At 69.8% G+C, this 21,425-nt stretch carries 20 protein-coding genes; 16 read left to right on the top strand and 4 right to left on the bottom strand.

All coding sequences use genetic code 11. The annotated features are described in order from the left end of the window. Positions 1–4: 4 nt before the first annotated feature. From ACWEPG_RS08515 to ACWEPG_RS08555, 9 genes are all read left to right on the top strand, one after another. A complete protein-coding gene (locus tag ACWEPG_RS08515; RefSeq protein WP_452594238.1) occupies positions 5–946 on the top strand; it encodes a PDR/VanB family oxidoreductase in 942 nt (313 codons plus the stop codon). 55 nt (positions 947–1,001) lie between these two features. Then, positions 1,002–2,237, top strand: coding sequence for a Rieske 2Fe-2S domain-containing protein (locus tag ACWEPG_RS08520; protein ID WP_450115187.1), 1,236 nt, complete (start codon positions 1,002–1,004; stop codon positions 2,235–2,237). Then, positions 2,224–3,084 (top strand): alpha/beta fold hydrolase, encoded by an 861-nt coding sequence (locus ACWEPG_RS08525; RefSeq protein ID WP_452594239.1) that lies wholly within the window; start codon positions 2,224–2,226, stop codon positions 3,082–3,084. The genes ACWEPG_RS08520 and ACWEPG_RS08525 overlap by 14 nt, the downstream gene beginning before the upstream one ends. Positions 3,085–3,175: 91 nt before the next feature. After that, positions 3,176–3,301: a hypothetical protein gene (locus ACWEPG_RS08530; RefSeq protein WP_452594240.1), complete on the top strand. Its 126-nt coding sequence runs from the start codon at positions 3,176–3,178 to the stop codon at positions 3,299–3,301. Further along, a complete protein-coding gene (locus tag ACWEPG_RS08535) occupies positions 3,298–4,632 on the top strand; it encodes a M20 family metallopeptidase (protein ID WP_452594241.1) in 1,335 nt (444 codons plus the stop codon). The genes ACWEPG_RS08530 and ACWEPG_RS08535 overlap by 4 nt, the downstream gene beginning before the upstream one ends. Further along, positions 4,625–5,587: a DODA-type extradiol aromatic ring-opening family dioxygenase gene (locus ACWEPG_RS08540; protein ID WP_450115183.1), complete on the top strand. Its 963-nt coding sequence runs from the start codon at positions 4,625–4,627 to the stop codon at positions 5,585–5,587. Before ACWEPG_RS08535 ends, ACWEPG_RS08540 begins: the two co-directional genes overlap by 8 nt. Beyond that, positions 5,584–6,429, top strand: coding sequence for an alpha/beta fold hydrolase (locus ACWEPG_RS08545; RefSeq protein ID WP_450115182.1), 846 nt, complete (start codon positions 5,584–5,586; stop codon positions 6,427–6,429). The genes ACWEPG_RS08540 and ACWEPG_RS08545 overlap by 4 nt, the downstream gene beginning before the upstream one ends. 121 nt (positions 6,430–6,550) lie before the next feature. Next, positions 6,551–7,207: a HEAT repeat domain-containing protein gene (locus ACWEPG_RS08550; protein WP_452594242.1), complete on the top strand. Its 657-nt coding sequence runs from the start codon at positions 6,551–6,553 to the stop codon at positions 7,205–7,207. Between the two features lie 12 nt (positions 7,208–7,219). Further along, positions 7,220–8,227 carry a MerR family DNA-binding transcriptional regulator gene (locus ACWEPG_RS08555; protein WP_452594243.1) on the top strand — a complete coding sequence of 336 codons (1,008 nt, stop codon included), beginning with the start codon at positions 7,220–7,222 and terminating at the stop codon, positions 8,225–8,227. Positions 8,228–8,260: 33 nt separating this feature from the next. Here ACWEPG_RS08555 and ACWEPG_RS08560 read toward each other — a convergent pair whose 3' ends face one another. After that, the gene (locus ACWEPG_RS08560) at positions 8,261–8,689 is read right to left on the bottom strand and encodes a CBS domain-containing protein (protein ID WP_450115179.1); all 429 of its coding nucleotides are present in this window, start codon (positions 8,687–8,689) and stop codon (positions 8,261–8,263) included. Between the two features lie 126 nt (positions 8,690–8,815). On the opposite strand from ACWEPG_RS08560, the gene ACWEPG_RS08565 reads away from it, so the two are divergent. Then, entirely contained in the window at positions 8,816–9,454 is a 639-nt protein-coding gene (locus tag ACWEPG_RS08565) for an alpha-ketoglutarate-dependent dioxygenase AlkB (protein WP_452594262.1), read from the top strand. On the opposite strand, the gene ACWEPG_RS08570 is transcribed toward ACWEPG_RS08565, so the two are convergent. Then, positions 9,420–10,517 (bottom strand): 3-deoxy-7-phosphoheptulonate synthase, encoded by a 1,098-nt coding sequence (locus ACWEPG_RS08570; protein WP_452594244.1) that lies wholly within the window; start codon positions 10,515–10,517, stop codon positions 9,420–9,422. The two genes, ACWEPG_RS08565 and ACWEPG_RS08570, sit on opposite strands and share 35 nt — an antisense overlap. An 805-nt stretch (positions 10,518–11,322) precedes the next feature. On the opposite strand from ACWEPG_RS08570, the gene ACWEPG_RS08575 reads away from it, so the two are divergent. The 6 genes from ACWEPG_RS08575 (at position 11,323) to ACWEPG_RS08600 (ending at position 19,787) form a co-directional block, all read left to right on the top strand. Beyond that, positions 11,323–11,955: a pyridoxamine 5'-phosphate oxidase family protein gene (locus ACWEPG_RS08575; RefSeq protein ID WP_452594245.1), complete on the top strand. Its 633-nt coding sequence runs from the start codon at positions 11,323–11,325 to the stop codon at positions 11,953–11,955. 98 nt (positions 11,956–12,053) lie between these two features. Beyond that, a complete protein-coding gene (locus ACWEPG_RS08580) occupies positions 12,054–13,532 on the top strand; it encodes a nitrate/nitrite transporter (protein ID WP_452594263.1) in 1,479 nt (492 codons plus the stop codon). After that, the gene (locus ACWEPG_RS08585) at positions 13,529–15,634 is read left to right on the top strand and encodes a molybdopterin oxidoreductase family protein (RefSeq protein ID WP_452594246.1); all 2,106 of its coding nucleotides are present in this window, start codon (positions 13,529–13,531) and stop codon (positions 15,632–15,634) included. The genes ACWEPG_RS08580 and ACWEPG_RS08585 overlap by 4 nt, the downstream gene beginning before the upstream one ends. Next, complete coding sequence (locus ACWEPG_RS08590; protein WP_452594247.1) at positions 15,634–17,112, top strand: FAD-dependent oxidoreductase; 1,479 nt, start codon at positions 15,634–15,636, stop codon at positions 17,110–17,112. The genes ACWEPG_RS08585 and ACWEPG_RS08590 overlap by 1 nt, the downstream gene beginning before the upstream one ends. A gap of 247 nt (positions 17,113–17,359) precedes the next feature. After that, the gene (locus ACWEPG_RS08595) at positions 17,360–19,045 is read left to right on the top strand and encodes a 4Fe-4S binding protein (protein ID WP_452594248.1); all 1,686 of its coding nucleotides are present in this window, start codon (positions 17,360–17,362) and stop codon (positions 19,043–19,045) included. Positions 19,046–19,274: 229 nt separating this feature from the next. Beyond that, a complete protein-coding gene (locus ACWEPG_RS08600; RefSeq protein WP_452594249.1) occupies positions 19,275–19,787 on the top strand; it encodes a polyketide cyclase in 513 nt (170 codons plus the stop codon). Between the two features lie 285 nt (positions 19,788–20,072). Here the strand turns inward: ACWEPG_RS08600 and ACWEPG_RS08605 are convergent, their stop codons facing one another. Both ACWEPG_RS08605 and cysC read right to left on the bottom strand, forming a co-directional pair. Further along, positions 20,073–20,435: a nuclear transport factor 2 family protein gene (locus ACWEPG_RS08605; protein ID WP_450115171.1), complete on the bottom strand. Its 363-nt coding sequence runs from the start codon at positions 20,433–20,435 to the stop codon at positions 20,073–20,075. A gap of 81 nt (positions 20,436–20,516) precedes the next feature. Continuing rightward, positions 20,517–21,425, bottom strand: a 909-nt coding sequence (gene cysC, locus ACWEPG_RS08610; protein WP_452594250.1) for an adenylyl-sulfate kinase, incomplete at its 5' end; no start/stop codon positions are given.

A 21,425-nucleotide genomic window follows, 5' to 3' on the forward strand; every position in this document is an offset into this window, starting at 1 on the left:
CAAAATGACCACGGACACAGGGGTTCTCGATCTCGAAGTCGTAGCTCTACGACGGGAATCCGACGGAGTTCTCTCCATCGAGCTGGCCGACCCCCAGCGCCGGCTGCTCCCCGAGTGGGAACCGGGCGCGCACGTCGACCTCGGGCTGCCGGACCACGTCCGTCAGTACTCACTGGTGGGCGAACCCGAACAGCGGCACTGCTACCGCATCGCGGTACTGAAGGACCCGCAGTCGGCCGGCGCGTCGCGCTACGTGCACGAGGAGCTGCGTCCCGGGGACCTGGTCGAGGTCGGGGGTCCGCGCAACCACTTCGAACTCGTCGACGCCGAGCGCTACCTCCTCGTCGCGGGTGGTGTCGGCATCACGCCGCTGCTGCCCATGATCCGGCGCCTGCACTCCGCGGGCAGCCAGTGGCGGCTGGTGTACTGCGGCCGATCACGCGACTCGATGGCCTTCCTCGACGAACTCGCCGCCTACGGCGACCGGGTGACCGTCCACCCGTCCGCGGAACTGGGGCGGCTGAACCTGTCGACCGTGCTCGACGCGCCCGACGACGCGACGGCGGTCTACTGCTGCGGTCCGGAAGAGCTGATCGACGCGGTCGAGGACGTATCGGCGTCGTGGCCCGCCGGGACGCTGCACGTCGAGCGCTTCGCAGCCGCGACACGCGAGGACGAGGACGACCTGACACCGTTCGACCTGATCCTGGATCGCTCCGGTATCCGGGTCACCGTGCCCGCAAACCGGTCCGCGCTCGACGCGCTCGACGACGCCGGAATCGTTCTCCCGAGCGCGTGCCGCGACGGCGTGTGTGGAAGCTGCCAGACCAAGGTGCTCGCCGGTGTGCCGCTTCATCGCGACTCGCTGACCGACGACGACCGGACGGACGCCCTCATGCCGTGCGTGTCACGTGCACGGACCCCCGAACTCGTGCTGGACCTCTGAATCTCATCTCTCGCCGCAGCCACTCGGCTGCACGACCCGACCGTTTGGAGCAATTGTGAGTACGACTGCCGACCCGACACCCGACGCCGCACCCCGGCGTGCCCCCCGCGCCCGCCTCCCGCGCGGCCGCAAGCCGGAGGCGCCGCAGTCCGGTCCCCCGGTGCAGGGTGGAACCGACTGGACGTCGTGGCCCGTCTACAACGCAGCGACCGTGGGCCTGCGCAACTATTGGTACCCGACGATCTGGGCGCATCAGGTCCAGGAGAAGCCCGTGCCGATCACCCTCGCCGGTGAGCGCGTCGTCCTGGTCCGCGACGGCGACACCGTCCGCGGCCTGCACGACCGCTGCCCGCACCGTGGTGTCCCGCTGTCGCTGGGGCGGCGCCAGTACCCCGGCACCATCAGCTGCGCGTACCACGGTTGGACGTTCGGACTCGAGACCGGCGAGCTCAAGGCGGTCCTCACCGACGGACCCGACAGCCCCATTTGCGGGAAGGCATCGGTCGCCACCTACCCCGTCGAGGAACGCCTCGGCCTCCTGTGGGTCTACATCGGTGACGTGGCCGACGGCGAGACCCCGCCGCCCGTCGAGCGCGACATCCCGCGTGAGCTCACCGAGAACACCCTCGTCCTCGGCGGCCGCAACGAGGTGCGGAACGGCAACTGGCGCTTCGCCGCCGAGAACGGATTCGACGAGGGCCACGCCAAGTATCTGCACAACACCGCACTGTGGCGCCTGTTCAAGGTGATGCCGGCCTGGAACGAGACCCGCATCGTCGAGAAGGACGGCTGGCTCGTCCGCGTGCAGGACGCCATCCACTGGGAGGCCGACTTCCCGGGGGTCGGGAAGTTCACCAACAAGCGGTGGTGGAAGCGGATCCCGTTGCCCGACCATCCCGGCAAGAACGGTGACGCCAACCCCGTCATCGACTCCCTCGACATCCCCGGGTTCGTCTCGATCCGGATGCCGGGCCTGCTGCGCGTCGCGTACCCCAAGTTCATCCACTACGAGTGGTACGTCCCCGTCGACGCCGACCACGTCCGCTACGTGCAGCTGATGGTGCGCTTCGAGAAGGGCCGAACCGCACTGGCATTCAAGGCCAAGTACCTGGCGGCGTTCCGGTGGCTCTTCCACGGCCAGTTCACCCGGCAGGACGCCTGGATGGTCGACGTCACCGACGCCCCGCCGGAGCAGCTCTACCGGCCCGACCTGTCGATCTCGGCGTGGCGTCGTCACATCGAACAGCAGGCACCCGCGGTCCAGCCGACCGAACGCCTTGTCGGACACTGAGTTCGCCGTCGATCAGCCGCTGCACCACGGGTGGGCCGGCGCGCGCGGCGGACCGGTCACCGTCGTCCTCCACGGCGGCGGACCGGGCTGCCACGCCACGTCCGACTTCCATGACGTCCTGACCCGTGGCCGCCGCCGCTGGCTCTGGATCGACCTACCCGGCTACGGCGGGTCGGCGGCGGCAAGCCACTCGGACACTCCCGCGACGGGTGTGGCCGCGGACGCGGTCTCTCGACTGCTGGCGCAGCTGGACCTGACCGGGGTCGACGTCCTCGCGCAGTCGCTCGGCGGGTCCGTGGCGCTGCGCCTCGCCTCCGAGCATCCGGAGACGGTCCGCCGCATGGTGGTCATCGGGAGCCAGCCGTCCCCCGCCCCCGGGGGACGCCGCGACCTCACCCGGGATTCTGGTCTCGCCGCACGCATCCGAACGCACTACTACGGCGGCTCCGGCCCCAGCGAGGGAAAGATGCGCAAACTGCTGACCACGCTGGAATGGCATGACGCGACGCGCATCCCGGCCGACACGGTCGCGGCACGATACCGGTCGAGCCTGTCGCCACTCCGCTGGTCCACCGGGACCACTCCCGCACCCGCGGACGATCTCACGGACCACCTCGCGGGCGTCCGCTCCCCGACGCTCGTGGTGTGGGGCCGGCACGATCCGTTCGCCGGCCCCGACTACGCGGCCGCAGTGGCCGACGCCCTGCCGCGCGGCGATCTCGCCGTCCTCGCGGGCACCGCGCATCATCCACAGGCCGAGCGGCCGGACCTGGTCGCCGCGCTGGCCGACGCGTTCCTCGACCACGACCCGGTTCGCGTCTCCGGTTTCCGATCCGGCCGATATTAGGTACCGTACTTAGTACGGAATATTGAACGTCGGGAAATACGCACGCAGACAGTGCAACCGACGCATTTGCGTACCGACAGGAGTTGTTCTCATGCTTTCCCGTATCGCAGTCCCGCTCACCCTGCTCGCCGCCCTCATCGTCGTGGCGCAACGGACCCACCTCATCGCCAGACTGGGTCGCGGAACCACCGTGCGCACCGTTCAGGCGAGGCGATGACCGTGCTCACCGAACTGCAGCGCACCTGGGTCGACCGGGCATGCTCGGCGATCGACGGTGCGCGACTACGCGAGCTCGTCGTCGGCATGGTCGACATCCCCAGCCCGACCGGCGAGGAAGCCGAACTCGCCGGATGGCTCACCGACACCCTCGCCGCGTCCGGTCTGGAAGCACACTTCCAACCCCTCGACGACCGTCAGGCCAACGCCGTCGGGCGCCTGCGTGGTGACGGCAGCGGAGACGATCTTCTCCTCTACGCACCCATCGACACCCTGACCGTCGGCGATCCCGACGAGGACGTGCCGTGGATCGGCCCGGACCTCCGCGCCGACATGCGCCCCCGCGCCGAGGTGCACGGCAACCATGTTCTCGGACTCGGCGCCAGTAACCCGAAGGGGCACGCGGCAGCCGTGGTGGCCGCCGCCGAAGCGATTGCACGAGCAGGCATTCCACTCCGCGGTGACCTGATTGTCGGCCTCGGCGCGGGCGGCATGCCCACCAACGGCCGCCTCACTCGGGGTTCGACGCGGCACAACACGGGACAGGGTGTCGGCTGCTCGTTCATGCTCGAGCAGGGCTGGTGGGCCGACCACGCCCTGATCGCGAAACCCGGCTGGGCCGTCACCTGGGAGGAGGTCGGCCTGTGCTGGTTCGAGATCCGGGTCCGCGGAACGTACACCTACGTCGGCAGCCGGCACCGCATGCCCTACCGCAACGCGATCGACGCCGCTGCCACCGTCGTCTCCGGACTCGAGCGATGGTTCCCCGAGTACGCGCGGCGGCACACCGACGGCCTGGTGGCCCCGCAGGGCATCGTGTCGTCGATTGAGGGCGGATGGCCCCGCATGGCGGCCGTCACCCCCGCCCTGTGCCGGATCAGGGTCGATCTCCGCACCAATCCCCGCGCGAATCCGAACGACGTTCGTCGCGAGTTCGGTGCCGCCATCGCCGCGATCGTCGAGCGGCATCCCGGCCTCGACGTCGAGTGGGACATGGTGCTGTCGATCCCCGGCACCGGGACGCCCCCGGATGCACCGGTGGTCGCGGCCGCCAAGGACGCGTGGGAGTCACTCGAGGGGCGCCCGCACGAGCCGATCGTGGCGAACAGTGGCGCCACCGACGCGAACATCCTCCGCTCCCGCGGCATCCCCACGGCCCGGATCGGGATGGACCGGATCGGCGCGGACGCGCCACTCGCGCTGGACTTTCCATCCGGGATGAACGTCGTCGATCTCCGGGAGGCGCTGCGCCTGACCAAGGCCATCGTGCACACCGCGATCGCCGTCACCACCCACGCTCACCCCACGACCGAGAAGGCAACCGATGAGTGAACTCGTACTGGGGATCGGTGCCTCGCACAGCACCCTGATGAACACGCACTGGGACGAGGTCGACCACCTCCCCGAGGCGCACACCTTCCGGGACGGTCTCGCGGCGGCGCGGGACGCGCTCGCCGCGGCGAGGCCCGATGCCATCGTGATCCTCGGCTCCAACCACTTCCGCGGAATGTTCCTCGACCTCATGCCCGCGTTCACGGTCGGTGTCGGCGAGGTGCTCGGCGCCGGCGAGGCCGGGACACCCGGCGGGCCGCTCCCCGTGGACACCGACCTCGCCCGGACCGTCGTGGACGGACTGGTCGCGGCGGACTTCGATCCGGCGTTCTCGCTGCGCCTGACCGTCGACCACGGCATCACGCACTCGCTGCAGCACCTGGTTCCCGCGCTCGACATCCCGATCGTGCCGGTCGTGATCAACATGTTCGCCCCTCCCCTGCCCTCGCTGTGGCGCTGCCACGACCTCGGTCGCGTCATCGGCGCCGCGATCAACGGCGACGGCGCGGACCGGCGGGTCGCCGTCATCGCCTCCGGTGGACTCTCGCACCGGCTTCCCTGGCCGAAATGGTTTGCGGCGCTGTCGGATGACGACCGTTTCCTCGTCGAGGCGTGGCTCAACGGCCGCACGTCGTGGAGCGAATACGAGGTGCGGCGGCGGCAGATCATCCGGGCCGCCGAGCCCGACATCAACGACGGGTTCGACCAGTGGTTCCTGAATCTGCTCGAAACCGGCGACGTCACGCCCCTGCTCGAATGGTCCGACGAACGACTCGAGAAGGAGGCCGGTAACGGTGCCCACGAGTTGCGGGCCTGGATCGCGATGACCGCGGCGCTGTCGGTGCCCGGACCCGTGTCGGGCCGGACCCTCGCCTATGGCGCGGTGCCGAATTGGCTCACCGGCATGGGCGTCAGCCTGCTCACCCCCACCACCACCGAGGAGACCCACCGATGACCATCTGGACCGACCTTGCCGGCACCTCGTTCGAGATCTCGCACGCCCCCGTGGGTGGCGCCGCGACGCGTGTACTCCGCGCCGGCCACGACAACGCGGACGCCGTCGTGATGCTGCACGGCACAAGCGGACATCTCGAGGCGTTCGTCCGCAACATCCCGGTGTTCGCCGAGCACTTCCAGGTGCATGCGCTCGACATGCTCGGCCACGGCTACACCGAGAACCCGGGCGGCGACCTGCGCATCCCGCGGTACGTCGAGCACGTCCTCGCCTACCTCGACAGCCGGGGCATCGAACGCGCCCACTTCATCGGGGAATCCCTCGGCGGATGGGTCGCCGCACGACTCGCCGCGGACCATCCCGACCGGGTCGGCCGGATCGTGCTCGTCGCACCCGGCGGCACCGTCGCCAATCCTCAAGTGATGGAACGCATTCGCACCAGCACGGCCGCGGCGGTCGCCAGCGACGACCGCGGCCTCACCCGGCAGCGCCTCGAGCTGCTGATGCACGATCCGGTCAATGTCACCGACGAACTCGTCGACGTCCGGCACACCATCTACCACCGTCCGGCGTTCGTCGCCGGGATCGACGAGCTGCTGTGCCTGCAGAAGATGGAGAACCGCACCGTCGATCTGCTGTCACCGGAACAGATGGCCCGCATCACCGCCCCGGCGCTGATCGTGTGGGGTGCGCAGAACCCGTTCGGGGACGTGCCCGAGGCGAACCGCATGCAGGAATCCATCCCCGGGTCGCAGCTCGAGGTGTTCGCCGAGTGCGGTCACTGGCCGCAGCACGAGCACGCCGGGCGCTTCAACGACCTGGCGCTCAAGTTCCTGGCGTGATGTCACCCGTTGCCCCGCACCGCACGGTGCGGGGCAACGTGCATCCTTCGTCCCCGACACCGACACTTGACCCTGACACAGTGACAAGGAGTGGAGTGATCGGCGAAGGAGGTGGTTGACGATGAACGCAATCAACCACGGTGGGTCGAACACTCACCTCGTCACTGCTCTGGCCGATGACCACCCGTCGGCCCGGCTGCGGGCGGCGCTGACGGCGGGTACGGACCGCGACCCGCGTCTCACGGAGACGCTCGTCGCCCGGTGCGCCGTCGAACCGGATTTCTTCGTCCGCGACATGCTGACCTGGGCGCTGTGCCGGATGCCCGCCGAGGACACGGTGCCGCGGCTGCTCGACGAGCTCGGGACCGACGTCGACCAGGCGCGCAGTCAGGCGCTGCACACCCTGTCCAAGATCGGAGACCGGCGGGCCTGGCCCGCGGTGGCGGAGCTGCTGCACGACGGGCACGACGAGGTCGCGCGCAGCGCCTGGCGGGCCGCCGTCGCGCTCGTGCCGCCCGGCGCAGAGGGCGGGCTCGCGGCCGACCTGGCGTCGGAGCTGGGCCGGGGCGACCGCGACATGCAGCTCAGCCTCAGCCGCGCGCTGGTGGGACTCGGGGAGGTCGTCCTCCCGGTCCTGGACGCCGCTGCGACGAGTCCCGATCCGCGGGTTCGCGCGCATGCGGAGGCCACCGAGCGGCTCTGCCACGACCCCGACAGCGGGTTCACCCTCTCGCTCGAGTTGGCGAAACGCGTTGCCGCGGCGGGTCCGGACGCATGAGGAGGAGACGCGATGTTGATCGGTGAGGTCTCGCGGCGCTGCGGCGTCAGCACGCGCATGCTGCGCCACTACGACGCGCTCGGACTGGTGACGCCGACGGGGCGCACGTCCGGCGGCTACCGCGAGTACTCCGCCGACGACATCCGTCGCCTCTTCCACGTCGAGAGCCTGCGGACGCTGGGGCTGTCGTTGCACGACGTCGGCCGCGCGCTGGACGAGCCCGGCTTCGCGCCGGCCGAGCTGGTGGGCAACCTCATCCGGCACACACGAGCACGCATTGCCGCCGAGGAGGAACTGCTCACGCGGCTCGAGCACGTCGACGCGGCCGGGCCCGCAGAGTGGGCGGACGTGCTGCACCTCGTCGCGCTGCTGCGGGCGCTCGAATCGGAATCCGGGGCCCACCGGCAGCAGGCGATCCTGTCGCACGACGGGAGTGCGGGGCTGCCCGTCGAAGCGCTGGCCCTGGCGGCCCTGACGGAGGACGACCCCAATGTGGCCGGCGCGCTGCAGTGGTCGCTGGCGAGGGCAGGCCGAGGCCTCGCCGATCTCGCCGTCGGCCTCGACTCGGAGGTGGTCGCCGTCCGGCGGCGTGCGACGTCGGCGATCGCGGCGTTGCCCTCCGCGGAGGCGACGGTGCTGTTGAGGCGGGCGCTCGGGGATGAGGACGACACGGTCCGCGACCGTGCTGCCCTCGCTCTCGGCACGAGGGGCGGGGCCGACGCGGTCCCGGCCCTCCTCGAGATGGTCTTCGACGGGCGCAGCGACGTCGAGGCCGCCGAGGTGCTTGGACGCCTGTCGGCGGTGTCGACCTCGGACGACGCCATCGTCGGGGCGATGCGGGACAGGCTCGACGGCACGGTCGACCTCGCCACACGGTTGCGGATCACCCAGGCACTGGCGGAGATTCCGGGCGCAGCGGCGCGGGACGCGCTCGTCGCACTGGTCGAGGACGGTGACCGGACGGTCTCGGCCACCGCGGCAGCGATTTTGAGCACGCGCGAACCCGATCAGCGGACGTAGTCCACGGGGCCGAGCTGCCGCCGCACGGGACGGTCAGCGACGGTCGATGTAGGCCTCGAGCTGGTCCCGTTCGCTCTGCAGTTCGTCGATCCGGCTCTTGACGACGTCACCGATGCTGACGATGCCGACCAGCCGGCCGTCGTCGAGCACCGGCAGGTGCCGGATCCTTCTCTCGGTCATCGTCGCGGCGAGGCTGTCGACGGTGTCCGTCGGCGCGCACGTGAACACCGACGGGGTCATGATCTCGCCGACCGTGGCGCTCAGCACGCCGGGCCCGCGCTGGTGGATCTGGTGCACCACGTCGCGTTCGGTCACGATGCCGACCATCGAATTCTCCTGCACGACGACCAGGGCTCCGAGGTTTCGCCTGGTCAGTTCTCCGATCAGCGCGTCGACCGAGGTGCCGGGGTCCACGGTGACCACGGCCGGGCCCTTGCCGCGCAGTACATCCGCAATTCGCATCCGGATACCTCGATCCATCCGCTCGACAGCATTATGTGATCCAGATCATATCCGCGTGGGCACTCACCCGCGCTTTACGAACAAGTGTTCGATTTCGGGTGTAGGATCCGACGCGTGGAGGTTGCGATGCAATCGTCGCTGTTCGACGACCCGACCGGCGGCCCGCACCTGGGGACGCTCGGCGGGACGATCCGGCGTCGCATCCTGACCGCGGGCGCCTGGGTGGACGTGCGGCCCGGTTGGCTCACCGGCTCCGAGCGGGTGTTCACCGACCTGATCGATCCGTCGCGACCCGACGCCGTGCCGTGGCGGGCCGAGCGCCGCCGGATGTACGACCGCGTGGTCGACGTCCCCCGCCTGGTGAGCTTCTACGACGAGGGCGTGCCCCTGCCGGACCCGATACTTACCGACGCCCGGGACGCACTGAGCGCGCACTACCTACCCGAACTCGGCGAACCGTTCACCACCGCCGGCATGTGCTGGTACCGCGACGGCTCCGACAGCGTCGCCTGGCACGGCGACACCATCGGCCGCAGCGCCACCGAGGACACCATGGTCGCGATCCTCTCGCTCGGCGAGGCCCGCCCGCTGACGCTGCGTCCCCGCGGCGGTGGAGGAGAGACGATCCGGTTCTCCCTCGGCCACGGCGACCTGCTGGTGATGGGCGGGTCCTGTCAGCGGACCTGGGAGCACGCCGTCCCGAAGACGACGCGCCCCACCGGCCCGCGGATCAGCGTGCAGTTCCGGACGCGCGGCGTGCGGTGACGACCGCCTCGGCAAGCCGATCCAGCTGGGCCGCCGTGGTGTTCCAGTCGATGCACGCATCGGTGATGGACTGGCCGTAGGTCAGCTCGTCCGCCTTGCCGAGGGTCAGGTCCTGCCGGCCCGCCTCGATGAAGCTCTCCAGCATGATGCCGACGACACCCTTCTCACCGTCCGCGATCCGGGACGCGATGTCGGTGACGACGTCGACCTGACGCTCGTGGTTCTTCTGGCTGTTGCCGTGGCTGGCGTCGATGACGACCCGCTCCGGCAGGCCCGACTTCGCAAGGCGCGCAAGGGTGTCCGCGACGGACTCCCGGTCGTAGTTCGGGCCGGCGCTGCTGCCGCGCAGGATGACGTGGCAGTCCGGGTTCCCGACCGTGCGGATCAGTGCGGAGTGCCCGTTGAGGTCGGTGCCGGGGAACACGTGGCTGGCGCCGGCGGCACGGGTGCCGTCGACGGCGACCTGCACGTCACCCTCGATGGAGTTCTTGATGCCGACCGGCATGGACAGCGCGCTGCACAGCTGGCGGTGCACCTGGCTGGCGGCGGTGCGGGCACCGATCGAGCCGTAGCTGACCAGGTCCGCGATGTACTGCGGGGTGATCGGGTCGAGGAACTCGCAGCCGACCGGCAGCCCGATCTCGGTGATGTCGACGAGCAGCTTGCGGCCCATGCGCAGGCCGGTGTTGATGTCGAAGCTGCCGTCGAGGTGCGGATCGTTGATCAGCCCCTTCCACCCGAGGGTGGTGCGCGGCTTCTCGAAGTACACGCGCATCACGACGTGCAGGTTGTCGCGGTGCTCCTCGGCCTTCGCGGCGAGCCGGCGCGCGTAGTCGAGCGCGGCCTCGGTGTCGTGCACCGAGCACGGGCCGACCACGACCATCAGCCGGTCGTCCCGACCGGTGAGGATGTCGACCGTGGCGGCGCGACCGGCGCGCACGGTGGCGGCGACGGCGTCAGCGGCGGGGTGCTCGCCCCGAATCTCGACGGGCGGGGCCAGTGGCGAGATCGAGATGGTCCGCTGATCGTCGAGATCGCGGGCGGTGTCGATCGTGAGAGTCATTCGTCGTCCTGTTCTTGGCGGCTGTTCGTTGGAGGCCGACCCAGGAGACTTGAATGCATCCGCGAGCCGGTCTGTTCCGGCTCGGGGTGGAGAGGTCAGCGCGCGGTTACGCCGACCGACCCACCCGGGGCCGGCCTGCTAAACCAGAAATATGCGCGCTGCATGACGGCCACTGTAGCAGCACGAGCGAAACCACCCATCGAGGTTCCACTGGACGGGGCGCCGAACTGGCCGCCCTCGATCTGAATGCGTCGCTGTAACCGATGGTCTGGCCGTCCGGTACGCCCTGGCCCGCGAGCAGCTCCGCATCCGGGCCGCGTCCGACGCCATCCTCGAACGGCACCGGGCACGGTTCGTGCGGCGCCAGCGTGCGCACCGGCACGACCACCGACCGTAGGTCTGCGGCACGGCGTCCCTCGGATCGTGGTGCCGCGGCGGATGTCCCGTCCGGTCGATCGGTCGGCCCCGAGCCGCCGGGCCGCAACGTCCCCAGGCGGATCCCGGGGCGTCGCTCGTCGGCCGATCGGGTCCGAAACCTCACCCCTGGGGTGGGGGAAAACCGACACCTAGGGTGGCTACCCCGAGCGGACATCCACGGGAAACATGGGTGGCGCAAGCCGACTCGCACCGGGAATTGAACACCGAAACCCCACCGGGCCCCGCGACCGGCAACGCCACGCGCGGAGACCCGGCGAGAAGCCGACACCTCTCTCGGAAGTGAACCGAATGTCGCCCTCGTCCGTATCCAGTGGGTCCGGGCACCGCGATTCGGGCACACGAGCGAGGAGCATCGAGGAGCACGCCGATGAACGGAACGCCTGGCTCGCGCGGCGAGCACATCCTGCAGGCCGAATTGTGTACCGAGGAGCGCGCGGAGCGCTTCTATACCAGGCAGATGCTCACCTCCCTCAACCCGGCGATGATCGCGTTCGTCGGGCAACGCGACCTCATGTTCATCGCGACCGCGGATGCCACCGGCGCCTGCGATGTGTCACTGCGCAGCGGTCCGCCGGGGTTCGTCTGTGTCCTCGCACCCGACCTGCTCGCCTATCCCGAGTACCGGGGAAACGGGGTGATGGCGTCCATGGGCAACATCGTGGAGAACCCGCACGTGGGGCTGATGCTCGTCGACTTCGTCACCGACCAGATCGGCTTGCACATCAACGGCTCCGCGACTCTGGTGAACGACGCCGCACTGCGCGAACGTCATCCGGATCTGCCGCGCGCGCGGATCCCCGATCAGGTGGCCGCGCGGTGGGTGCTCGTCGAGGTGGAAGAGGCCTACATCCACTGCAGCAGGCACATTCCCGCGCTGATCCCGGCGTCCCGTAATCGCACCGACGGGACACCCGGCGAGCATCGGCGGGGCGGCAACTATTTCCTGGTGGACGCCCGGCCCGGTTCCGACGCGCAGGCGGACATCACAGGTCCCCCGTGATGTGCTGCGGGGTGAGGTCTCGGGGCCGGCCACCGGCGAGTGGCGGCACGGCCAGCGCAGGCGGGTGGCGGCACGGCCAGCGCCGGCGAGAGGCGGCGCTGGCCACCCTCGTGGAACGCATCGACCGCGATCCGCTTCGCCCGCCGGCGAAGCGGCACCACATCGTCGACTGGGACGCCGAGGATGCGGCAGCGTGGGAGCTGGGTAACAGGCTGATCGCGCGCCGCAATCTGATCTGGTCCGTGATCGCGGAACACGTCGGGTTCTCGGTGTGGTCGATCTGGTCGGTGATGGTGTTGTTCATGCCCGTCGACGTCTATCACATCGACTATGCGGGCAAGTTCTTCCTGATCGTGATGCCGACCCTCGTCGGAGCCGTGCTGCGCGTGCCGTACACCACGGCCACCGCGCGGTTCGGTGGCCGGAACTGGACTGTCTTCAGCGCGCTGGTGCTCCTGATCCCGCTGGTTCTGACCATGCGCGCGATGGCCAACCCCGGGACCTCGTACACCACGTTCATGGTCATCGCGGCCTTCGCCGGCTTCGGTGGGGGCAACTTTGCGTCCTCGATGACCAACATCAACGCCTTCTACCCGCAGCGGCTCAAGGGCTGGGCGCTCGGGCTGAACGCGGGTGGCGGCAATATGGGCGTCACGGTCATCCAGCTGTTCGGACTGCTGGTCGTCGCGACCGTCGGCAACCGCTCCCCGGCGATCATCCTCTCGGTGTACCTGGTGCTGGCCGGCCTGGCCGCCCTCGGCGCCGCGCTGTTCATGGACAACCTCGACGGCGTGGACGCCTCCGGTCGCCGGATGATCGAGGTCCTGCAGTACCCCGACGCCTGGGCAGTCGCCTTCCTCTACATCGGGACGTTCGGCTCGTTCATCGGCTTCAGCTTCGCGTTCGGCCAGGTGCTCGAACTCGACTTCCTTGCCAACCCGGGGACCACCGCCGCGCGGGCTGCGCTGCATGCCGCGCAGATCGCGTTCCTCGGTCCGCTGCTCGGGTCGGTGTCCCGGCCGATCGGCGGACTGCTCGCCGACCGCCACGGCGGCGGCCGGGTCACCATGTGCTGCTTCACCGCGATGACCGCCGCGGCCGGCGTGCTGGTGCTCGCGGGCACCCCTCACGGCACCACCCCCGGCGGGGTCGGCGCCGGTGTGTTCGCCGCCTACCTTGTCGGTTTCATCGCGCTGTTCGTGCTCTCCGGACTCGGCAACGGCGCCGTGTACAAGATGATCCCGGCGATCTTCGCCGAGCGGGCCGAGCGGCGGCGCGGGGTCAGCCGCGACGAGGCGGCCGCCTGGTCACGGTCGATGTCCGGCGCGCTGATCGGGCTGGCCGGAGCGATCGGCAGCCTCGGCGGGGTCGGCATCAACCTGGTCCTGCGGGCCTCGTACGCCGGTGCCGACAGGTCTGCAACCATGGCTTTCTGGGTGTTCGCCGGCTTCTACGTGCTGTGTATCGCGCTCACCGCCGTCGTGTTCCGGCGCCCCCGCCCCGACGGGGCCGCCGAACACGGGGATGACCGACGCATGGAGCGCTCGCCCGCCCGTCCGGCCGGGGTGTCGTCGTGACGGCCGCGACGCCGACGCACTGCCCGTACTGCGGGCTGCAGTGCGCCATGACCGTCACCGGCAACAGCGCCGCCGACGCGGCCGTGGCCGGACGCGACTTTCCGACCAACCGCGGCGGCCTGTGCCACAAGGGGTGGACCAGTGCCGAACTGCTGCGCCACCCCAACCGACTCACCGCCCCACTGGTCCGCGCCCGCGGCCGGCTGTACCCGACCACGTGGGAGCGGGCGCTCGATCGGGTGGCCGACGGTGTGCGGGCGGCGCAACGGGTCGGCGGCCCTGACGCGGTCGCGGTGTTCGGCGGCGGGGCGCTGACCAACGAGAAGGCGTACATGCTGGGCAAGTTCGCCCGGGTCGCACTCGGCACCGCCAACGTCGACTACAACGGTCGCTTTTGCATGTCGTCCGCGGCGGCGGCGGGGTCGAGGGCGTTCGGGCTCGACCGGGGGCTGCCGTTCCCGCTGGCCGATCTGGGCGCCGCCCGGGCGATCATGCTGTTCGGCGCCAATGTCGCCGAGACGATGCCGCCGCTGCTCGGGCATCTGACGACCGCCGCCGATGCCGGCGGGCTCATCGTCGTCGACCCACGACGCACCCCGACCGCAGCCCGAGCCGAGGACGGCGGCGGGATCCACCTGCAGCTCTCCCCCGGTACCGACCTTCCGCTGGCGTTGGGGCTGATGCACCTCGCGGTCATCGACGGGCTCGCCGACCGTGAATACATAAATGCCCGCACGGCCGGATTCGACGCCGCCTGGCCGGCGGCTGCGCGGTGGTGGCCGGGGCGCACCGAACGGGTGACCGGGGTGCCGGCGTCGCGGATGCGCCGGGCTGTGCACATCCTGGCCCGCTCCAGGCGCGCGCACACCGGCGCCTACGTCCTCACCGGCCGAGGCGCCGAGCAGCACGCCACCGGAACCGACACCGTCAGCGCGGTCATCGATCTGGCGTTGGCGCTGGGGCTGCCGGGCCGGCGGGGCAGCGGCTACGGGACCCTGACCGGTCAGGGCAACGGACAGGGCGGACGCGAACACGGCCAAAAGGCCGATCAGCTGCCCGGCTACCGACAGATCACCGACCCGGCCGCGCGGGCCCACGTCGCGGCCGTGTGGGGCATCGCCCCGCAGGCCCTGCCCGGCCCGGGGCGCAGCGCCTACGCGCTCCTCGACGCGCTCGGTGCCGACGGTGGTCCGCGCGCGCTGCTGGTGCACGGGGCGAACCCGGTGGTCTCGGCGCCGCACGCCGCACACATCGAGGACCGGCTACGCGCGCTGGACATGCTGGTCGTCGGCGACTTCCTCCTGTCGGAGACGGCGGCGATGGCCGACGTGGTGCTGCCGGTGCTGCAGTGGGCGGAGGAGGAGGGGACCACCACCAGCATCGAGGGCCGCGTGCTCCGGAGGCGGCGGGCCGTGAACCCGCCCGTGGGGGTGCGCAGCGAACTGCGGCTCTGGTCGGACCTGGCGGTGCGGCTCGGTCAGCCGGCCGAGCGGTTTCCCACCGACCCGGGTCAGGTTTTCGAGGAACTTCGCCGCGCGTCCGCCGGCGGCGCCGCCGACTACTCGGGGATCAGCTACCGGCGACTCGAGGCGGGAGAGGCCCTGTACTGGCCGTGCCCCGCCACCGCCGAGGACGCTCCGGATCACCCGGGCACCCCCCGGCTGTTTCTGGACCGGTTCGCCGCCGCGGACGGACGTGCCCGGTTCGTCGCGGTCGAACACCGCGGCCCCGCCGAACCCACCGACCCCGACTATCCGCTGACCGCAACCACGGGACGGCTCGCGGCGCATTACCAGTCCGGCACGCAGACCCGTCGCATCCCGGAGCTGGTCGCCGCCGCCGGCGACGTCTTCGTCCAGGTGCACCCCGACACCGCCGCCCGGTTCGGGCTGCGCGACGGCCAAACCGCACACGTGCTCAGCCGCCGAGGCCGCATGACCGCGCAAGTGCGGTGCGATGTCACCATGCGGCCAGACACGGTGTTCGTACCGTTCCACTACCCCGGGCCGGGGCGGGCGAACCTGATGACCAACCCACAGCTGGACCCGACCAGCGCCATGCCCGAGTTCAAGGCCTGCGCCGTACGCCTCGAGGCGGACTGATGAGGCGGACCGTCATCGTCGGCAACGGCATGGCCGGCGCCCGGCTCGCCGAGGACCTGTGCCGCCGAGACCCCGACGGCACCCGGGTGTCGATCACGGTCGTCGGCGACGAACCCCAGCCGGCCTACAACCGCATCCTGCTCTCGACCGTCCTCGCCGGCGGTCTCACCACCCAGGACACACGCCTCCACCCCACCGGCTGGTACGAAAGCCGCGGCATCGCCGCCCGGCTGGGCGTCACCGTCACCGAGATAGACCCGTATGCGCAGACAGTCCTGCTCAGCGACGGCTCGCCGGTCGGCTACGACGAGCTGGTCCTCGCCACCGGCAGCAGCCCCTTCCTGCCTCCCGTCGCCGGACTCCTCGACGCCGGCGGCGACCTCGCCGCCGACGTGGTGCCCTTCCGCACCGTCGAGGACTGCACGGCGATCATCGCCGCCGTGGGGTCGGGCACCCGGGTGGCCGTCCTCGGCGGCGGGGTACTCGGCCTCGAAGCCGCACGCGGGCTGTTGATCCGCGGCGCACACGTGACCGTGGTCCACCCGGTCGATTTTCCGATGGACCGCCAGCTCGACCCGCCCGGCGCCGCGGTCCTGACCCGGGTGCTGCGGTCCCTCGGCCTGACAGTGCTGCTGGGCCGATTCGCGACCATGCTCACCGCCGACCGGCCGGGTGCCCGCCACCTGATCCTCGACGACGGCACCGAGGTGCCTGTCGACCTGGTTGTGCTGACCGCCGGAATCCGGCCCCGCATCGAGCTGGCGAGAGCCGCGGGCCTTCTGATCGGCAAGGGCATCGTCGTCGACGACCGCATGCACACCAGCGCCGCACACGTGTGGGCGATCGGCGAGTGCGCACAGCACGGCGGCATCGTGTACGGGCTGGTACAGCCGGCGTGGGACCAGGCCGCGGTCGCCGCGAATCACCTCACCGGCACTGACACCAGCGCCCGCTACCGGGGCAGCACGCGTATAACCCGGCTGAAGGCCCACGGCATCGACCTCGCCTCCATGGGCGAGGTCGGCACCGACCTGCACAGCGGCGACGCCGAGGTGCTCGCCATCGCCGATCCGACCCGCGGTCGTTACGCGAAAGTCGTCGTCCGTGACGGCCGCCTGGTCGGCGCCGTGACCCTCGGCAACCCGGACGTGGTGGGAACGCTGACCCAGCTCTTCGACACCGGCGCCCCGGTACCGGCAGACCGGATGAGTCTGCTGCTCGGCCGCGCCCCGCCCGACGTCGACCCACGCCCGGCACACCTGACCGATGCGGCGATCGTGTGCCGATGCAACTCGGTGACCAAACAACATCTCACCGCCGCATTCCGCGCCGGCGCCCGCACCCCGGCAGCGCTTGCCGCAAAGACCCGTGCGGGCACCGGTTGCGGCGAGTGCCGCCACCTCATCGAGGGCTACTGCCGATACCTCAACGACGGCACCACCGTCGCACTCCCCTCATCCGGCCCGGTCAGCTCATGAACCCCGCGGCGCTCCCCCGGGGCGCGAAGCACGTCATGCCCGCCACCGCGTTCGGTGGCGGATCCCCACCCTTCCTGGGCAACTGGCTCGCGTTGACCGAGACGCCCGCCGCGCCCAGGGGTCTGCTCGAACGGCTCCCGGACCTGCATCCGCTGGACGGTGACGCCGCCGAGCGAAGGTCACCGGCCAGATCGGCACCGCGCTGCGCGGGCCCACCGCCCTGCACGTCGAACCGGGAGTGTGACGCATGGCCTATGTGATCACCCAGGCGTGTTGCAACGACGCTTCGTGCGTCGAGGTGTGCCCGGTGGACTGCATCCGTCCCGCCCCGGACGACCCGGAGTACACCACCACGGAGATGCTCTACATCGAGCCGACCACCTGTATCGACTGCGGGGCCTGCATGGACGCCTGCCCGGTGGGTGCGATCTTCCCGGAAGACCAGCTCAGCACCGTGAGCGCCCGGTATCAGACGATCAACGCGGAGTACTTCGAGAAGCACCCGCTGACGTCCGGTCGGGGCGCCTTCGAGCCGATGATCCCGGTGGCGGTGCCCAAGGAGGAGGCGCCGCTGCGGGTGGCGATCGTCGGTTCCGGACCGGCAGCCTGCTACGCCGCGGCCGACCTGATCACCCAGGGTCGGAACTCGGTCGAGGTGGAGATGTTCGACCGGCTGCCCACCCCGTGGGGCCTGGTCCGCACCGGTGTGGCGCCGGACCATCCGGGTACCAAGATGGTCACCGACCTCTTCCGGTGGACCCTGTCCAAGCCGTCGTTCGCGTTCCACCTGAATGTGGAGATCGGCAAGCACCTCACGCACGACGAGTTGATGGCGCATCACCACGCGGTGATCTACGCAGTCGGCGCGTCCCGCGACCGGCGCCTGGGGGTGCCGGGTGAGGACCTGCCCGGCAGCCACGCCGCCACCGAGTTCGTCGCCTGGTACAACGGTCACCCCGACCACGCGGGCCGGCAGTTCGACCTGTCGGCCGAACGCGCCGTGATCGTCGGGACCGGCAACGTGGCGCTCGACGTGGCCCGCATCTTGGTGACGGACCCGGAGGAGCTGGCCGGGACCGACATCGCCGGTTACGCCCTTGAGGCCCTGCGCAAGAGCAACATTCGCGAAGTGATCGTGCTCGGCCGCCGCGGTCCCGCACAGGCCGCATACACCAACCCGGAACTGATCGCGCTCGGCCACCTCAAGGGTGTGGACGTGGTGGTCGATCCGGTCGAGATGGTGTTGGACCCGCACAGCCAGGCACTGGTCGAGAGCGCCGGCGCGGAGCCGTCGATCGTGCTCAAGACGACGGTTGCGCAGGAGTTCTCGGAGCGCACCCCGAACCCGGCGAACAAACGGATCGTGCTGCGTTTCCTGACGTCGCCGACCGAGGTGCTCGGCACCGAACACGCGACCGGGCTGACCATCGCGCGCAACGAGCTGTTCGAGGAGGACGGCACGCTGCGGGCGCGGGCGACCGAGCAGACGGAGACCATCGAGACCGGACTGGTGCTGCGCTCGATCGGCTACCGCGGCACCCCGGTGCCGGACATCCCGTTCGACGAGTCGCGCGGCACCATCCCGAACCAGACCGGACGGGTGATCGACCCGGCCTCAGGCGAGCCGCTGGCCGGCGTGTACACCGCGGGCTGGATCAAGCGCGGACCGACCGGCGCGATCGGCACCAACAAGAAGTGCGCCAAGGAAACCGTGGCGAAGCTGCTCGAGGACTTCACCGCCGGGAATCTGGCCAAGCCGACCGGTGACCGCAAGGACCTCGACAAGCTGATCCACGAGCGCCAACCCGACGTCGTCGACTACAAGGGCTGGGAGGCCATCGACAAGGCCGAGCGCGACCGCGGCAAGGCATCTGGCCGCCCGCGCATCAAGATCACCGACGTGACGTCGATGGTCGAGATCGCCCACACCTAGTTGGCAGCCGGCGGTGGCTGCCGCCGAGGTCGGGAAGGTCGCACCGAAGATGACTGTTCGAGCGAACCGGATGTCGTAGCTCCGCCGCATGCTGTGCGAGTGCGATCTGCGGCACCAGCACCGCCACTGGAGGATGAGGACAAGATCATCGGTCCGCTTGGTAGTCATACTGGACCGATTTGGACGTAGTGGCGGCGGGAGGGGATGCATGTTCGGCGACCGTTGGGGTGTGACCGACGATGAGGTCACTCGCCGCTACCCGTGTGACGAGGTGGTTCCCGCTCCGAATCTGCAGGCGTGGCGAGGCGTCACCGTGCACGCGACTCCAGCGGCGGTCTGGTCCTGGGTCACCCAGATCCAGCTGGCGCCCTATTCCTATGACTGGATCGACAACTTGGGACGTCGCTCTCCACAGCGGCTGCTCGCCATTCCTGCGCCGGCACCCGGTCAACATTTCACGAGTACGGCGAACCGCCCGCGAGGGCGACTGTTGTCGGTGGAAACGCAGGTGCACTACACCGGTTCCATTCTGGGTGCTGTCATGTCATACGTGCTCGTCCCGGCCGGCTCAGACACCAGGTTGTTGCTGAAGGTCGTCATGAGTGGGTGCGGGTGGCTGGCTCCTGTCCTGTCGGTCGGGGACCTCGTCATGGCGAGAAGGCAACTACTCAACATCAAGCGGCTCGCCGAGACCCAACCACCGTCGGACGCTGCCGATAACAGGCGCACGCCGATCCGTTGAAGGACGGTCGGCCGACGCGCTCTGAGCATGGCTCGGACAACGAACCACCGCGATAGCCAATGCCGTTGGCCGAAGGCGTCGAGGATCATCGTCATCCGCTCGACCCTCGAGTGTCGGGAATCAGAGCGTCCGCTCGAATACTGTGCAGTCTCCGTGCACTTGGGAGCCGTCATCGCAGTCTTCAGCAGTGACCCGGCCCGAGACCTGATGGTGCTCGCAAGGTTCAGTGGCCCCGCAGCGGGTGCGGGACCACTGAACCGGTCTTGCGTCGGACATCTCGGCAGATCAGTCGACGAGCGCCTTGATATCCGGCACCGCGGTGATCGAGACGATCTTGCACTCGTCGTCGAACTCGAACAGGTCGGTGGAGCCGAAGTCCTTCAGACCCTCGCGCTCGACGCGCATCATCATTGCGGCGAACTTGCCGACGACGGTGACGGGCGTCAGCAGGCTGACCGTGAACGGTGTGTTCTCGGATTCGGCGAAGAACGCCCGGATCTCGTCGTGACCCCGGTTGGTCCGGACACCCACAGGTTCGTGCTGGACCGCGTCCGCGGCGAACAGCTCCATCAGGCCGTCGGTGTCGTGAACGGCAAGCAACTTGACATAGGTCTCGACAGCAGAGCGGACTTCGTCACGGTTGGGCATGGGGACTCTCCTTCTTGTTGGGTTGAAACTTGCATGGACGGAGTGGAAACCGGCGAAGACGGCGGACGACACCGTCCGCGATCAGGCGATGACGCCGCGGCTGCGCAGAAGGTCCACGAGCAGGGCGCTCGCCTCCGCGGGGCTCGTCGTCGTGGTGTCGATGCGCAGCGCGGGGGACTCGGGCTCCTCGTACGGGGAGTCGATGCCGGTGAAGTTGACGAGTTCACCGCGCCGCGCCTTGCGATAGAGCCCCTTGGGATCCCGCTCCTCCGCCACGTCCATCGGAGTGTCGACGAACACCTCGCAGAAGCGGTCCTCGCCGATCAGCTCGCGGGCCGCGTCACGCTCCGCCCGGAACGGGGAGATGAACGACGCCAACACGATCAGACCGGCATCGGCCATCAACCGAGCGACCTCGGTGACCCGGCGGATGTTCTCCACCCGGTCGGCCTCGGTGAAGCCGAGGTCCCGGTTCAGGCCGTGGCGGACGTTGTCGCCGTCGAGCAGATAGGTGCGGACGCCGAGCCCGTAGAGACGACGCTCGAGCTCGTTCGCGATCGTCGACTTGCCCGACCCCGAGAGTCCGGTGAACCAGACGATCTGCGGCCGGTGACCGTTCAGCACGGTCCTGGCCTCGTCGTTCACATCGACCGTCTGCCAGTGGATGTTGTCCGACCGGCGCAGCGAATGCGCGATCATGCCCGCACCGACCGTGGTGTTGGTCAGCCGGTCGATCAGGATGAACCCGCCCGTGTCCCGGTTGTCGGCGTAGGCGTCGAACGGCACCGGACGGTCGAAGCTGATGTTGCACACGCCGATCTCGTTGAGGGCGAGGGTGTTCGTCGCCGTCTGCTCGAGCGTGTTGACGTTGATCTTGTACTTCGGCTTGGTGATGCGGGCCTGCACCGTCATCGTGCCGATCTGGCAGACGTACGGGCGCTCGGGCAGCATGTCGTGCTCGCCCATCCACACCAGCTGCGCCTCGAACTG

The sequence above is a fragment of the Rhodococcus sp. NPDC004095 genome (genome assembly GCF_053604015.1).